The sequence below is a fragment of the Mucilaginibacter sp. NFX135 genome (genome assembly GCF_048565145.1).
GTDB lineage: Bacteria > Bacteroidota > Bacteroidia > Sphingobacteriales > Sphingobacteriaceae > Mucilaginibacter.
This window is the reverse complement of record NZ_CP183412.1, coordinates 1,672,645-1,688,296: the sequence shown is the minus strand read 5'-3', so window position 1 is coordinate 1,688,296 and position 15,652 is coordinate 1,672,645. Positions and strand designations below refer to the sequence as shown.

General features: G+C 40.2%; 12 protein-coding genes and 5 tRNA genes. All 17 read right to left on the bottom strand.

The window, feature by feature from the left end:
* Nucleotides 1-72: 72 nt before the first annotated feature.
* The 17 genes from ACNURT_RS07365 to ACNURT_RS07285 all read right to left on the bottom strand — a co-directional run bounded on the left by ACNURT_RS07365 (nt 73) and on the right by ACNURT_RS07285 (nt 15,612).
* A complete protein-coding gene (locus tag ACNURT_RS07365) occupies nt 73-384 on the bottom strand; it encodes a DUF3467 domain-containing protein (RefSeq protein WP_419701180.1) in 312 nt (103 codons plus the stop codon).
* Between the two features lie 223 nt (nt 385-607).
* On the bottom strand, nt 608-4,897 hold the full coding sequence (rpoC, locus tag ACNURT_RS07360) for a DNA-directed RNA polymerase subunit beta' (RefSeq protein WP_419701179.1): 4,290 nt from the start codon (nt 4,895-4,897) through the stop codon (nt 608-610).
* 109 nt (nt 4,898-5,006) lie between these two features.
* Nucleotides 5,007-8,810 (bottom strand): DNA-directed RNA polymerase subunit beta, encoded by a 3,804-nt coding sequence (gene rpoB / locus ACNURT_RS07355; protein WP_419701178.1) that lies wholly within the window; start codon nt 8,808-8,810, stop codon nt 5,007-5,009.
* 205 nt (nt 8,811-9,015) lie between these two features.
* Nucleotides 9,016-9,399, bottom strand: coding sequence for a 50S ribosomal protein L7/L12 (rplL, locus tag ACNURT_RS07350; protein WP_090473137.1), 384 nt, complete (start codon nt 9,397-9,399; stop codon nt 9,016-9,018).
* Nucleotides 9,400-9,462: 63 nt separating this feature from the next.
* Nucleotides 9,463-9,981 carry a 50S ribosomal protein L10 gene (gene rplJ / locus ACNURT_RS07345; RefSeq protein WP_370993777.1) on the bottom strand — a complete coding sequence of 173 codons (519 nt, stop codon included), beginning with the start codon at nt 9,979-9,981 and terminating at the stop codon, nt 9,463-9,465.
* A 2-nt stretch (nt 9,982-9,983) separates the two neighbouring features.
* Nucleotides 9,984-10,682 carry a 50S ribosomal protein L1 gene (gene rplA / locus ACNURT_RS07340; RefSeq protein WP_370993778.1) on the bottom strand — a complete coding sequence of 233 codons (699 nt, stop codon included), beginning with the start codon at nt 10,680-10,682 and terminating at the stop codon, nt 9,984-9,986.
* Nucleotides 10,683-10,711: 29 nt separating this feature from the next.
* Nucleotides 10,712-11,152, bottom strand: a complete 441-nt coding sequence (gene rplK, locus ACNURT_RS07335) for a 50S ribosomal protein L11 (protein ID WP_090473140.1) — start codon at nt 11,150-11,152, stop codon at nt 10,712-10,714.
* 193 nt (nt 11,153-11,345) lie between these two features.
* Entirely contained in the window at nt 11,346-11,888 is a 543-nt protein-coding gene (gene nusG / locus ACNURT_RS07330; RefSeq protein ID WP_076374894.1) for a transcription termination/antitermination protein NusG, read from the bottom strand.
* A 16-nt stretch (nt 11,889-11,904) separates the two neighbouring features.
* Nucleotides 11,905-12,099, bottom strand: coding sequence for a preprotein translocase subunit SecE (secE, locus tag ACNURT_RS07325; protein WP_076374892.1), 195 nt, complete (start codon nt 12,097-12,099; stop codon nt 11,905-11,907).
* Nucleotides 12,100-12,118: 19 nt separating this feature from the next.
* Nucleotides 12,119-12,189 (bottom strand) — tRNA-Trp (locus ACNURT_RS07320).
* Between the two features lie 78 nt (nt 12,190-12,267).
* Nucleotides 12,268-13,455, bottom strand: coding sequence for an elongation factor Tu (gene tuf, locus ACNURT_RS07315; RefSeq protein WP_090473141.1), 1,188 nt, complete (start codon nt 13,453-13,455; stop codon nt 12,268-12,270).
* Between the two features lie 69 nt (nt 13,456-13,524).
* Nucleotides 13,525-13,596, bottom strand: a tRNA-Thr gene (locus ACNURT_RS07310).
* Nucleotides 13,597-13,695: 99 nt separating this feature from the next.
* Nucleotides 13,696-13,768, bottom strand: a tRNA-Gly gene (locus tag ACNURT_RS07305).
* Between the two features lie 78 nt (nt 13,769-13,846).
* Nucleotides 13,847-13,927, bottom strand: a tRNA-Tyr gene (locus tag ACNURT_RS07300).
* A gap of 65 nt (nt 13,928-13,992) precedes the next feature.
* Nucleotides 13,993-14,065, bottom strand: a tRNA-Thr gene (locus tag ACNURT_RS07295).
* Nucleotides 14,066-14,305: 240 nt separating this feature from the next.
* Nucleotides 14,306-14,653, bottom strand: a complete 348-nt coding sequence (gene hpf / locus ACNURT_RS07290; RefSeq protein WP_370993779.1) for a ribosome hibernation-promoting factor, HPF/YfiA family — start codon at nt 14,651-14,653, stop codon at nt 14,306-14,308.
* A 14-nt stretch (nt 14,654-14,667) separates the two neighbouring features.
* Nucleotides 14,668-15,612 carry a tyrosine-type recombinase/integrase gene (locus ACNURT_RS07285; protein WP_419701177.1) on the bottom strand — a complete coding sequence of 315 codons (945 nt, stop codon included), beginning with the start codon at nt 15,610-15,612 and terminating at the stop codon, nt 14,668-14,670.
* Between the last annotated feature and the right edge of the window lie 40 nt (nt 15,613-15,652).

The window sequence follows — 15,652 nt, the reverse complement described above, 5'->3', positions numbered from 1 at the left end:
ATATTATCAAATAAATGCCCATTTTCATTGCCAATTATCAATTCTAACGGCATTTTAATACAAATATCAAAATCAAGCCTGCCCCATTGTTCCGCCAAAATTCATTGGAAATCCGGAAGGCTCTTGCTGAACTTTAATACGTCCATTAATCGATTCAAATTTCTCCAGATTGTCTTCCAATGCGGTTAACAAACGTTTAGCATGTTCCGGTGTTAAAATAATCCGTGACTTTACTTTTGCCTTAGGTATTCCGGGCATTACTCTAATAAAATCAAGTACAAATTCTGAACTCGAGTGAGTAATTATTGCCAGGTTTGAATAAATCCCTTCTGCTATTTCTTCAGAAAGTTCAATATTCAGTTGATTTTCATTTTGTTCTTCCATATTACTAAAATAAGCTATTCATTTGTCAAAAACTTTCCAATAATAACAAATATTGTTCAGCCTTCTCGTATGAATGCTTCATTGTAAACAATGAAACTCTAAAACCACCTTGTTTATCTTTTGTTTTATTTTTTTTTAAAAATTCTATTAATTGTCATTTTGAGGGCTACAAAACAAAAAAGCCTCCCGGTTTACGGGAGGCTTTACTAATATCGAGGGATAATTAAGCTTCTATTTCTTCGGCTTTTGAAGCCATTAAGCGATCAAATTCTTCCTGTGAACCTACACGGATATTTTCATATTCACGTAAGCCTGTACCAGAAGGAATCAGGTGACCAACAATAACGTTCTCTTTCAAGCCAAGCATCAGATCTTTTTTACCTGCTATAGCGGCTTCATTCAGAACCTTGGTAGTTTCCTGGAATGATGCAGCTGAGATAAATGATTTGGTACCTAACGAAGCCCTGGTAATACCTTGCAGTATCGGACTTGAAGTTGCAGGAATAGCATCACGAACCTCCACCAACCGCAGATCCCTACGTTTCAGAACAGAGTTTTCATCACGCAGCCTTCTTAATGAAACTATCTGACCGGCTTTTAATGTAGTTGAATCACCTGGCTCAACAACAACCTTTTTGTCAAATATTTCATCGTTCTCGGTCATGAAATCCCAGCTGTCAACAGCTTCACGTTCCAGGAAGCGGGTATCACCGGCGTCTTCGATCTGTACTTTCTGCATCATCTGGTGAACGATAACTTCAAAATGCTTATCGTTGATCTTCACACCCTGTAAACGGTAAACCTCTTGTATACCATTTACCAGGTATTCCTGTACTGCAGCCGGGCCTTTAATAGCCAGGATATCAGCAGGTGATATAGAACCATCTGACAATGGCATACCAGCCTTCACAAAGTCGTTGTCCTGTACAAGGATGTGTTTTGACAATGGAACAAGGTATTTTTTAACCTGACCGTCTTTTGATTCGATAGTGATCTCGCGATTACCACGTTTAACGCCACCCAGGGTTACCACACCGTCAATCTCTGTTACTACAGCAGGGTTTGATGGGTTACGAGCCTCAAATAACTCGGTTACACGTGGCAAACCACCAGTGATGTCACGGGTTTTACCAGTTGAACGAGGGATCTTAGCAATAACCTGTCCTGTTTGTAGTTTTTCGCCTTCTTCAACAGCGATGTGTGCCCCTACCGGAATGTTATATCCTTTGATGATGTTACCTTTTGTATCAGTAATTTGAATAACAGGGTTTTTAGTTTTATCCCTGGTATCGATAATTACTTTTTCGCGGTGACCAGTTTGTTCATCTGATTCTTCGCGGAAAGTGATACCATCCAATACAGCCTCAAACTGGGTTAAACCTGCAAATTCAGATATGATCACCGCGTTATACGGATCCCATGAACAAATACGGTCGCCTCTGGTTATTTTGCTGCCATCTTTTACATACAGGTATGAACCGTATGGGATGTTATTGGTAACAATTACCTTATTGCTGCCTTCTTCAATGATACGGAATTCACCTGAACGACCTAATACCACATCTACTTTACCTTCTTCGGCAGTAGTATATTCAACCGTACGTACGTTTTCAAATTCAATGATACCATCAAACTTAGCATTGATCTGTGATTCTGCAGCAATGTTTGATGCAGTACCACCCACGTGGAAGGTACGTAGTGTTAACTGTGTACCCGGCTCACCGATAGACTGTGCAGCAATTACACCCACAGCCTCACCTTTTTGCACACGTTTACCACTGGCCAGGTTACGGCCATAGCAAAGTGCACAAACACCGCGTTTGCTTTCGCAGGTTAATACTGAACGTATTTCGATACCTTCTAATGGAGAATTTTCGATTTTTTTACCTACCTCTTCTGTGATATCCTGACCTGCAGACGCCAACAATTCGTTGGTGATAGGGTCATGTACATCATGCAAGGTAGTACGGCCTAAGATACGGTCATATAGTGGCTCAACAATATCTTCGTTATCTTTTAGTGCAGTTGTGTAGATACCTCTTAAAGTACCGCAATCAACTTCACCTACGATCATATCCTGGGCAACGTCATGCAACCTACGGGTTAAGTAACCAGCATCTGCTGTTTTTAACGCCGTATCCGCCAAACCTTTACGGGCACCGTGAGTAGAGATGAAATACTCCAATACCGACAAACCTTCTTTAAAGTTTGAAAGGATCGGGTTTTCAATGATCTCTCCACCTGAACCTGATTTTTGAGGTTTAGCCATCAAACCACGCATACCGGCAAGCTGACGGATCTGCTCTTTGGAACCACGGGCACCAGAATCAAGCATCATGTATACCGAATTAAAGCCCTGGTTATCGTTACTCAGGATGTCCATTACATTCGCGGTTAAGCGGTTGTTGATACGTGTCCAGATATCGATAATTTGGTTATAACGCTCGTTGTTGGTAATGAAACCCATGTTGTAGTTACCCATTACCTCTTCAACTTGTTTAGAAGCTGTTTCGATCAGTGTAACTTTTTCTGCAGGGATATTGATATCCTTCAGGTTAAATGATAAACCACCCTGGAATGCCATTTTGAAACCTAACTCCTTAATATCATCAAGGAATTGAGCTGCACGGGCCATACCGGTAATTTTCACTACCTCACCAATAATATCACGCAGTGATTTTTTAGTCAGCAATTCGTTGATGTAACCTACTTCAACCGGTACATGCTGATTAAACAACACGCGGCCTACGGTAGTATCAATGATTTTGCTTACTATGCTGCCATCTTTTTCTTTTACTAAACCTTTAACTTTAATAAAGGCATGCAGGTCAAGTTTTTTCTCGTTATAAGCGATAATAACTTCCTCTGCAGAGTAGAAGGTTAAACCTTCGCCTTTTACCACACGGGTTGCATCTGTTTTACGGCCTTTGGTTATGTAATACAAACCAAGCACCATGTCCTGTGATGGTACAGTAATAGGTGTACCGTTGGCAGGGTTAAGAATGTTGTGTGATGCAAGCATCAAAATTTGGGCTTCCAAAATTGCCGCGTTACCAAGGGGTACGTGAACGGCCATCTGGTCACCGTCAAAATCCGCGTTGAAGGCTGTACAAGTTAATGGGTGCAATTGGATCGCTTTACCTTCAACCAGTTTTGGCTGGAACGACTGAATACCTAACCTGTGCAGCGTAGGCGCACGGTTTAGTAATACAGGGTGTCCTTTTAATACGTTTTCCAAAATGTCCCAAACTAATGGGTCTTTACGGTCAACTATTTTTTTGGCAGATTTTACTGTTTTAACCACACCACGCTCAATCATTTTGCGAATGATAAATGGTTTAAACAACTCGGCAGCCATATCTTTTGGTAAACCGCACTCGTGTAATTTAAGGTTTGGACCTACAACAATTACCGAACGGGCAGAGTAATCCACACGTTTACCTAATAAGTTTTGACGGAAACGGCCTTGTTTACCTTTCAGGATGTCTGAAAGTGATTTCAGGGCACGGTTACCTTCTGTTTTTACCGCGTTTACTTTACGTGAGTTATCGAATAACGAGTCAACAGCTTCCTGTAACATACGTTTTTCGTTACGTAATATAACTTCCGGTGCTTTGATCTCGATCAAACGTTTTAAACGGTTGTTACGGATAATTACACGACGGTAAAGGTCATTCAGATCCGAAGTAGCGAAACGGCCACCTTCCAGTGGTACCAACGGACGCAACTCAGGCGGGATAACCGGAACGATCTTTACGATCATCCACTCAGGGTTATTCTCGATACGGGTTTTAGCATCACGGAAAGCCTCAACAACCTGTAAACGTTTTAAAGCTTCGTTTTTACGTTGTTGTGAAGTTTCGTTTGCTGCCTGGTGACGAAGGCTGAATGATAACTCATCCAAGTCAAGGCGCTTTAATAACTCTTCAAGAGCCTCAGCGCCCATTTTGGCCACAAATTTCTGTGGATCTTTGTCATCAAGATACTGATTTTCTTTTGGAAGGGTGTCTAATACGTCAAGATATTCCTCTTCTGTCAGGAAATCCATTTTATTGATACCATCAGCTTCTTTGATACCTGGTTGGATAACTACATAACGCTCGTAGTATATGATCAGGTCAAGCCTTTTTGTTGGCAAGCCTAAAAGGTAACCAATTTTGTTTGGTAATGAACGGAAGTACCAGATATGAGCAACAGGAACTACAAGGTTAATGTGGCCCATGCGCTCGCGGCGTACTTTCTTTTCGGTTACTTCAACACCGCAACGGTCGCACACGATACCTTTGTAACGGATACGTTTATATTTACCGCAATGGCACTCATAATCTTTAACCGGACCAAAAATACGTTCGCAGAATAAACCATCGCGCTCAGGTTTATAGGTCCTGTAGTTGATGGTTTCTGGTTTTAAAACCTCACCGCTTGAACGCTCAAGGATGGACTCAGGAGAGGCCAAGCTGATCGTAATTGTGGTGAAATTACTTTTGATTTTATTATCCTTTTTGTAAGACATAGTCTCCTTTGTTTTTAATTATTGAAGGAATGAATTATTGAATTATCGAATTCGAAAATTATTGAAGGAATGAATTAATCAATAATTCAATCCCTCAATAATTCAATAATTATTCTAACGTGATATCTAAACCTAAACCTCTTAACTCATGAACCAATACGTTGAATGATTCAGGAACAGATGGAGTTGGCAGGTTTTCACCTTTAACAATAGCCTCGTAAGTTTTGGCACGACCGATAACATCATCCGATTTAACGGTCAATATTTCCTGCAGTATGTTTGATGCACCGAATGCTTCCAATGCCCAAACCTCCATCTCACCAAAACGCTGACCACCAAACTGAGCTTTACCACCCAATGGTTGTTGTGTAATTAATGAGTATGGCCCGATTGAACGTGCGTGCATCTTGTCATCAACCATGTGACCTAATTTCAGCATGTATATAATACCTACTGTAGTTTGCTGATCAAAACGGTCGCCTGTTAAGCCATTGTATAAATAGGTACGCCCTGATTCTGGTAAGTTTGCCTTTTTAACCCACTCTTCCACTTCTTCATGGCTTGCACCATCAAAAATTGGGGTAGCGAATTTAATACCAAGCTCTTTACCGGCCCAGCCTAATACGGTTTCGTAGATCTGACCCAAGTTCATACGTGAAGGTACACCCAGTGGGTTCAACACAATATCAACTGGTGTTCCATCCTCAAGGAAAGGCATATCCTCATCACGTACAATACGTGCAACGATACCCTTGTTACCGTGACGGCCGGCCATTTTATCACCTACTTTAAGCTTACGCTTTTTAGCGATGTAAACTTTAGCCATTTGTACGATACCTGATGGAAGTTCATCACCTACACTGATAGCAAATTTATCACGACGATAAGCGCCTAATTCCTCATTAACTTTGATGTTGTAGTTATGAAGCAAAAGCTTGATCTGATCGTTTTTATCATCATCAGTTGTCCATTTAGTTGGGTTAATGTTTTCGTAACTAAGCTCAACTAAAATTTTCTGGGTGAATTTTACACCTTTTGGCACTAAAAGCTCTTTGTAAATGTTGTAAACACCTTGTGATGTTTTACCATTCACGATCTCAAATAACTTTTCGATCAAAGTATTTTTAAGTTCTTTTACAGCTCTTTCATGTTTAGTATCCAGTTTCTCCAACTGTGCTTTTTCTTCGGCCTTAGAGGTCTTTTTAGCACGGCTGAACAATTTGGTATCAATAACCACACCTGCAATAGATGGCGGAGTTTTCAATGACGCATCTTTAACGTCACCTGCTTTATCACCAAATATGGCACGTAACAGTTTTTCTTCCGGTGATGGGTCCGATTCACCTTTTGGAGTGATCTTACCAATCAGGATGTCGCCTTCTTTAACCTCGGCACCTACACGGATGATACCGTCTTCGTCAAGGTCTTTGGTAGCTTCTTCTGATACGTTAGGGATATCCGGTGTCAATTCCTCTTCACCACGTTTGGTATCACGTACTTCCAGTTCAAACTCTTCAACGTGAAGTGAAGTGAAAATATCCTGTGAAACCACACGCTCAGATATTACGATCGCATCCTCAAAGTTATATCCCTGCCAAGGCATGAACGCCACTTTTAAGTTACGGCCTAATGCAAGCTCACCATTCTGAGTAGCATAACCTTCGCAAAGAACTTCACCTTTTGATACTCTTTGGCCTTTTTTAACAATCGGCTTCAGGTTCATGGTGGTGCTTTGGTTGGTTTTCTTGAATTTGGTTAAACGATAGCTTTTTGAATCGCCATCAAATGAAACCAAACGGTCAAGCTCATCACGGTCATATTTAATACGGATCTCGTTGGCATCAACATACTCCACTACACCATCGCCTTCGGCGTTGATCAGTGTACGTGAATCTTTTGCCACACGTCCTTCCAGTCCGGTTCCAACAATTGGCGCTTCAGGACGTAACAATGGTACGGCCTGGCGTTGCATGTTCGATCCCATCAACGCACGGTTAGCATCATCATGTTCCAGGAACGGAATCAATGAAGCCGCGATAGAAGTGATCTGGTTTGGAGCGATATCCATTAAATCAAGTTTCTCCGGGTCAATGATCGGGAAGTCACCTTCAAAACGTGCTTTTACTTTTGGCAATGCAAACACCCCTTTATCATCATAATGAGCATTAGCCTGGCCAATGGTTTTACCGTCTTCATCTTCTGCAGATAAATAGATAACCGGTTCGTCAACCTGTACTTTACCTTCAACCACACGTTTGTATGGTGTTTCGATAAAGCCTAAGTTGTTGATCTTGGCGTGTACGCAAAGTGATGAAATCAAACCAATGTTCGGTCCTTCCGGAGTTTCAATGGTACACAACCTACCGTAGTGGGTGTAGTGTACGTCACGAACCTCGAAACCAGCACGCTCACGTGACAGACCACCGGGCCCAAGGGCTGACAGACGACGCTTGTGCGTGATCTCTGCCAGTGGATTGGTTTGGTCCATGAACTGTGATAACTGGTTTGTTCCGAAGAACGAGTTGATCACTGATGATAATGTACGTGCGTTGATCAGGTCGGTTGGCGTAAACACCTCGTTATCACGGATGTTCATACGCTCACGAATAGTACGTGCCATACGTGCCAAACCAACACCAAACTGAGCATATAACTGCTCACCCACTGTACGAACACGACGGTTTGACAAGTGGTCAATATCATCCACCTCAGCTTTAGAGTTGATCAGTTTGATCAAATACTTCACTATGGCAATAATATCCTGCTTGGTTAATACCTTTGTTTCATCAGAGGTATTCAGTTTCAACTTACGGTTGATGCGGTAGCGGCCCACATCGCCCAAATCATATCTTTTATCAGAGAAGAATAAACGATCGATGATACCACGAGCTGTTTCTTCATCAGGTGGTTCAGCGTTACGTAACTGACGGTAGATGTGCTCAACCGCTTCTTTCTCCGAGTTCGAAGTATCTTTCTGTAAGGTATTGTATATAATAGTATAATCACCGCTGGTGGCAGCATCTTCCTTGTTCAGAATGATGGTTTTAACACCGGCATCAATGATCATATCAATATGATCGTCTTCCAATACGGTTTCACGCTCAAGGATGATCTCATTACGGTCGATAGAAACCACTTCACCAGTATCCTCATCCACGAAGTCTTCAACCCATTTTTTAAGCACCCTTGCAGCAAGCTTACGGCCAATGAATTTCTTCAGACCAGATTTGCTTACTTTTACTTCGTCGGCCAGTTCAAACAGCTCTAATATATCTTTATCAGAGTCATAACCAATGGCGCGAAGCAGTGTAGTAACCGGGAATTTCTTTTTACGGTCAATGTAAGCATACATCACGTTGTTGACGTCTGTAGCAAACTCAATCCATGAACCTTTGAAAGGAATAACACGGGCAGAGTATAATTTTGTACCGTTGGTATGGCGGCTTTGGCCAAAGAACACACCTGGCGAACGGTGTAACTGTGAAACAATTACACGCTCGGCACCATTTATAACAAATGTACCTTTAGGGGTCATGTATGGGATAGTTCCCAGGTACACGTCCTGTACAATAGTTTCAAAATCTTCGTGCTCCTCATCATTACATGAAAGGCGAAGCTTGGCTTTTAAAGGCACACTGTAAGTTAATCCGCGCTCTATACACTCTTGTATATCGTAACGTGGCGGATCAATAAAGTAATCAAGAAACTCTAAAACAAAGATGTTTCTTGAATCCGATATCGGAAAATTTTCAGCAAACACTTTAAACAAACCTTCTTTATAACGGTTGTCTGAGGTGGTTTCCAATTGAAAAAATTCCTGGAAAGATTGTAACTGCACATCCAGGAAATCAGGGTAATCAAGTACCTTTCTGCTGGTTGCAAAGTTTACTCTTTGATTATTGTTGTTTGCCAAGGTATTATAATTTTAGTTTATTAATAAACCTGTATTTAGAAGTGAGATATGAGACGTAAGTATTGAGACTAAAAAATTTCGCAGGCTATATCCCGCAAAAGATCTCAAATCCCAAATCTAATATCTCAAGTCTATTGTATATAAACAGCAATAGACCCCGACCAAAATAGGTCGGAGTCTGATGCTATATTTTTATTGGGTTAACTTATTTAACCTCAACTACTGCTCCAGCTTCTTCTAATTGAGTTTTCAAAGATTGAGCTTCTTCTTTAGTTACACCAGTTTTTAATTCTTTTGGTGCGCCGTCAACAAGATCTTTAGCTTCCTTCAAACCTAAGCCGGTTAAATCTTTTACTAATTTAACAACTGCTAATTTTGAACCACCTGCTTCTTTCAGGATAACGTCAAATGCAGTTTGTTCTGCAGCAGCAGCAGGGGCATCATCGCCACCAGCAGGAGCAGCAGCAACAGCTACAGCTGCAGCAGCAGGCTCAATACCATACTCATCTTTTAAGATCTGAGCTAATTCGTTTACTTCTTTTACTGTTAAGTTTACCAACTGTTCAGCAAACGCTTTTAAATCCGCCATTTTATTTAAATTTTACTTTTAATGCTTTTTGTTTGTTAATATCGAACTTTAATAAGGCGTTCGTTAACCTCTTTCCTGTAATGTTTTTACAAGGCCTGCAATTGTATTTCCGCCTGATTGTAATGCAGAAATAACGTTTTTGGCAGGTGATTGTAGTAATCCTATTATCTCGCCAATCAGTTGTTCTTTTGATTTCAACTTGATCAATGTATCGATCTGGTTGTCGCCAATAAACACTGCTGAGTCAATATATGCTGCTTTTAAAACTGGTTTGTCACCTGCTTTTCTCAATTGTTTGATCAGCTTTGCCGGAGCAGTTGCTGATTTAGAGAAAAGGATTGATGATGAACCTTTTAATACATCATATATCGGGCTAAAGTCGCCGCCTGCAGCTTCCATAGCTTTTTTGATCAAGCTATTTTTTGCTACCTGCATTTTGATGTCGCTGTCGAAACATTTGCGACGAATGTCATTGATCTTTGCAACCGTCAAATCAGAGGTATCGGTAATATAAAAATTACCGTACTCTTTCATTTGCTCAGTAAGGGCAAGAACAAGATCGTATTTTTCTTCTTTATTCATGATTAAATCCCCGCTACTGTTTTGGTTTCAATTGCAATTCCTGGCGACATAGTTGAAGAGATATGGATACTCTTGAAATATGTTCCTTTAGCTGCAGATGGTTTTAATTTTGAGATAGTTTGCAATACTTCTAATGCATTCTCATAAATTTTATCCGCAGAGAAAGATGCTTTTCCTATTGAGGCATGGATGATACCTGTTTTATCAACTTTGAAGTCGATTTTACCACCTTTTACGTCAGTTACCGCTTTTCCAACTTCTGGAGTTACTGTTCCTGATTTAGGGTTAGGCATAAGGTTACGCGGGCCTAATATACGACCCAAACGACCTACTTTAGCCATAACACTTGGCATAGTGATGATAATATCAACATCAGTCCATCCACCTTCAATCTTGGCAATATAATCATCCAAACCTACGTAATCTGCACCTGCGTCTTTTGCTTCTTGTTCCTTGTCAGGAGTACAAAGCACCAGTACACGTACAGTTTTACCGGTTCCATGAGGTAATGTTGCAATACCACGCACCATTTGATTGGCTTTACGCGGGTCAACACCTAAACGAACGTCTATATCAACTGATGAATCAAATTTGGTCAAGGTTAATTCCTTTACTAAAGATGACGCATCCTGTAATGAATACGATTTGTTAGCCTCAATTTTGGAGAGTGCCACTTTCTGATTTTTTGTTAATCTAGCCACTGTCTTAAACTGATTTTAATATAAATTAATTAATTCCAGGGAGCCGTACCTGATACGGTTATTCCCATACTACGGGCAGTACCTGCCACCATTTTCATGGCTGATTCAACTGTGAATGCGTTTAGATCCACCATTTTATCTTTAGCAATAGTTTCAACCTGTTCCCAATTTACATTGGCAACTTTTTTACGGTTGGGCTCTGCTGAACCACTTTTTAATCCTGTTACTTCCAATAATTGGATTGCAACCGGAGGGGTTTTAATGATAAAATCGAAAGACTTATCAACGTAAACAGTAATCAAAACAGGCAACACTTTACCAGGCTTATCCTGGGTACGTGCATTAAACTGCTTGCAAAACTCCATGATATTCACCCCTTTTGCACCTAAAGCAGGTCCAATTGGAGGTGATGGGTTTGCAGCGCCGCCTTTTACCTGCAGCTTTACCATCGCACCGATTTCTTTTGCCATTTTAATTTACTTTAATTATAACTCAATGTTAGTAAGTGGAAGCTAAGTAACATTTAAGATTTTGTGAGTGGTTGGTTAGTGAGTGGTGAGTAGTTATCACTCCGCTAATATCAAACACGCTTATTTGTATTTTATTATTGTGTATCGTTTATAGTCAACCATTCTCTAATCAACTATTCACTGCTCACCAAACTTATTCTTTCTCTACCTGCATGTAATTCAATTCAAGCGGCGTACGGCGCCCGAATATCTTTACCATTACTTTCAGTTTCTTTTTTTCTTCATTAACCTCTTCAATAACGCCGCTAAAGCCATTGAACGGTCCGTCCATAACTTTCACGTTTTCGCCGATGTAATAAGGTACGTTCATTGTTTCGCCTTGCGCGCTCATTTCATCAACCTTACCTAAAATACGGTTAACTTCTGCCTGGCGAAGTGGAATAGCGTTTCCGGCTTTATCACCCAAAAAACCTATCACACTGTTTATATTTTTGATGATGTGTTCGGTTTCACCGTCAAGCACAGCTTCCATCAATACATAACCCGGAAAATAATTACGCTCTTTAGCTATCTTTTTTCCGTCGCGCATTTGATAGTACTTTTCGGTAGGTATTAATACCTGCGGTACCAAATGCGTAATGCCCAAACGACTAATTTCGGCATCTATGTATTGCTTAACCTTCTTTTCTTTACCACTGATGGCCCTAACTACATACCATTTCAATTGATCACTCATCGTTGTCTCCTTGATGTTATGTTAGCGAATGATAAAATATACCAAGCAAATAATTAATGATCTGGTCCATACCCACAATAACTAACGCTATAATAATTGCTGCCACAAGTACTAATATAGCACTGCTTTGCAGTTCGCGCCAGGTTGGCCAAGTTACTTTTTGAGTTAACTCGATGTATGATTCTTTAATATATTCAGCTACGCCTGCCATTTTTTATTGTTTGCTTATGCACGGGAACAAGGATTCGAACCCTGATCAAAGGTTTTGGAGACCTCTATTCTACCGTTGAACTATTCCCGTGTATATTTTATAATAAGAAAACATAAGTTTGCTTTTTACAGTCAAACTTATGTTTCCAATTAACCTTTTTTGAAATTCTTATTTTAAGATTTCAGTTACCTGGCCAGCACCTACTGTTCTGCCACCTTCACGGATAGCGAAACGTAAGCCTTTTTCCATAGCGATAGCGTTGATCAATTTTACAGTGATGGTAACGTTATCACCTGGCATAACCATTTCTACACCTTCGGCCAGTGAAATCTCACCAGTTACGTCAGTTGTACGGAAATAGAATTGCGGGCGGTATTTGTTGAAGAATGGAGTGTGACGGCCACCTTCTGCTTTTGATAATACGTAAACTTCTGCTTTAAAGTCGGTGTGTGGAGTTACTGAACCTGGTTTGCAAATAACCATACCACGACGGATATCAGTTTTTTCAATACCACGTAACAATAAACCTACGTTGTCACCAGCTTCACCACGGTCAAGGATCTTGCGGAACATCTCAACACCAGTTACGGTTGATTTCAAGTTCTCAGCACCCATACCTAAGATATCAACTGCTTCACCTGAGTTGATTACACCACGCTCAATACGACCGGTAGCAACAGTACCACGACCAGTGATTGAGAATACGTCTTCAACTGGCATCAGGAAAGGAAGCTCAGTTAAACGTGGAGGGATAGGGATGTAGTTATCTACAGCATCCATCAACTCCATGATTTTGCCAACCCAGGTAGGATCGCCGTTAAGACCACCTAATGCAGAACCCTGGATAACTGGGATATCATCACCTGGATATTCGTAGAATGATAATAATTCACGAATTTCCATTTCTACTAATTCTAATAATTCCGGATCATCAACCATGTCAACCTTGTTCATAAATACAACAAGTGCAGGTACACCTACCTGACGTGCTAACAGGATGTGTTCGCGGGTTTGTGGCATTGGACCGTCAGTAGCAGCAACAACAATGATTGCACCATCCATTTGAGCAGCACCAGTAACCATGTTTTTCACATAATCCGCGTGACCTGGACAGTCAACGTGTGCATAGTGACGGTTAGCTGTTGAATACTCAACGTGTGCTGTATTGATGGTGATACCACGCTCTTTTTCTTCAGGAGCTGAGTCAATTGAATCAAATGAACGAGCTTCTGATAAACCTGCATCAGCTAATACTTTAGTGATAGCTGCAGTAAGGGTTGTTTTGCCGTGGTCAACGTGACCGATTGTACCGATGTTTAAGTGCGGTTTACTGCGGTCAAACTTTTCTTTTGCCATGATTTATAATTATTTTGTAGGTTAATTTATACTTAAAAATGTATTCTTGTTTTACTCTTTATTTTATTGAGCCAACAATGGGATTTGAACCCATGACCTCTTCCTTACCAAGGAAGTGCTCTACCCCTGAGCTACGTCGGCTTATTTTAATTATTGAATTAATGATTTAGTGAATTATTGAATTTTAAACTCCTACTAATCACTAATTCAGCAATTCAATAACTCATTAATTAATTCCCGAGCGGAAGACGAGGTTCGAACTCGCGACCTATAGCTTGGAAGGCTATCGCTCTACCAACTGAGCTACTTCCGCTTTTTTAAACTCCAAAAACTAAACTCTAAACTCTAATTGATTTAGAATTTAGAATTTAGCTTGTTCTGGAATTTCCAGTGGGGGGAGAAGGATTCGAACCTTCGTAGCCGAAGCAACGGATTTACAGTCCGTCCCATTTGACCGCTCTGGTATCCCCCCATTAGTTAATTCCGGATTTAAAATGTCCAAAGTTGAAGCTAAACACTTCAATCCGAAAAAAACTGAGCCTCCTATCGGGATCGAACCAATGACCTACTGATTACAAGTCAGTCGCTCTACCAGCTGAGCTAAGGAGGCTTATATTTATTTAGCTTTTCTTATTTTATAACCTTAAAGAGGTTTCAAAATTGAGAGCGGCAAAACTAATAAGCTTTTTTATATTTTAAAGAACAATCCTAACTTTTTTTTCAGTGCTTAGCACCTCTCTGAAAGGGATTGCAAATCTACAAAAAATTAAACCCGTACAAAATTTTTTATCAAAAAAAATCGACGAGTGAAAAACTCGTCGATTTTTGCCTAAAAAAGGGCTTTTTTATACTATAAATCGTCCTCGGCCGCCATCAAGATAGCCTTTTTGGCTGCGGTGTCGGCAATGGTTTTCTTCTGTTTGTGCTTTTCTATCTGCTTGCGGAGACTTTCAATGGCCAGATCGGTAGCTTCTTCAAAACTTTTGCATTTCTCTTTTGCAAAAATCTGGTTACCCGGAAGCAACAATTTTATCTCCGTTATTTTATTTGCCTCATCTTCTACATTTTCCAGTTTTAAATAAACTTCCCCGCTAATTATCTGATCATAAAACGTATCCAGCTTATCAGCCTTTTTCTGAATAAAATCTAATAATTTCTTGTCTGCGGTAAAATGAATGGATTGCACTGTAATTTTCATGTTTCCTCCTTGAATTACGCCTTTGGATGGGCTTGTTTGTAAATAGACTTTAATCTTTCAACTGAATTGTGTGTATAAATTTGAGTCGCGCTTAAATTGGCATGACCCAAAAGTTCTTTTATTGAATTTAAATCGGCTCCGTTATTGAGCAAGCTGGTTGCAAACGTATGCCGGAGTACGTGAGGGCTCTTTTTATCTTGGGTTGATATGTTGGAGAGGTATTTATGCACTATTAAATATATTAGTTTCGGATAAGCAGCAGCTCCTTTATTTGTAACGATTAATGTTAGTGAATTGTTATCAAAATTTTGATTTTTCTTTAACTCTTGGTACTTAGCCAGCAAAGTTCGCAGCTCTGTATTTACAGGAATGATGCGCTCTTTGTTCCGTTTACCTAAAACCTTTAGTGTGCCCTCATATTCGTTAATATCCTGATCCTTAAGACTCAAGAGCTCGGCCAAACGCATACCGGTACCAAATAACATTTCAACAACCAGCTTGTCGCGCTGACCTATAAAATCATCTGTAAATATTTCGTTATCATCCAGCATCTGGGCCAAACGAGTGTCCTCAACAACAACCGGAAGATTCTTGGGTATTTTTTGCGACCGTATTTTGGATGTTGGATTATCCGTAATAATGCCTTCCTGCAATAAAAATTTAAAATACTTACGCAGCGTGGCCATTTTGCGGTTTACAGAACGGGCTATAATTTTTTGCTCCATAAGCTCCACCATCCAGTTGCGGATGTCATGATAACTTATCTGATTAGGATGGGTAATAGTTGATTTGGGAACGCTATTCGTTTCTCCCGGGTTCAAAAAGCGCATGAACTGATCCAGGTCTGATCTATAAGCGGATACGGTATGGGGAGAGTATCGCTTTTCGAACTTAATGTATTGGATAAACCGCTCTAAAAACATAAAAACCATTTGAACATCCAGAGATTGAATGTACAAATAGTTTTAATATAGTGTTAAGAAATTTGAAAAATTCTTT

Excerpts from the sequence above, each read along its gene's own strand:
- ACNURT_RS07365 (WP_419701180.1), bottom strand. The coding sequence starts at position 384 with ATGGAAGAACAAAATGAAAATCAACTGAATATTGAACTTTCTGAAGAA.
- rpoC (WP_419701179.1), bottom strand. The coding sequence starts at position 4,897 with ATGTCTTACAAAAAGGATAATAAAATCAAAAGTAATTTCACCACAATT.
- rplL (WP_090473137.1), bottom strand. The coding sequence starts at position 9,399 with ATGGCGGATTTAAAAGCGTTTGCTGAACAGTTGGTAAACTTAACAGTA.
- rplJ (WP_370993777.1), bottom strand. The coding sequence starts at position 9,981 with ATGAATAAAGAAGAAAAATACGATCTTGTTCTTGCCCTTACTGAGCAA.
- rplK (WP_090473140.1), bottom strand. The coding sequence starts at position 11,152 with ATGGCAAAAGAAATCGGTGCGATGGTAAAGCTGCAGGTAAAAGGCGGC.
- nusG (WP_076374894.1), bottom strand. The coding sequence starts at position 11,888 with ATGAGTGATCAATTGAAATGGTATGTAGTTAGGGCCATCAGTGGTAAA.
- secE (WP_076374892.1), bottom strand. The coding sequence starts at position 12,099 with ATGGCAGGCGTAGCTGAATATATTAAAGAATCATACATCGAGTTAACT.
- tuf (WP_090473141.1), bottom strand. The coding sequence starts at position 13,455 with ATGGCAAAAGAAAAGTTTGACCGCAGTAAACCGCACTTAAACATCGGT.
- hpf (WP_370993779.1), bottom strand. The coding sequence starts at position 14,653 with ATGAAAATTACAGTGCAATCCATTCATTTTACCGCAGACAAGAAATTA.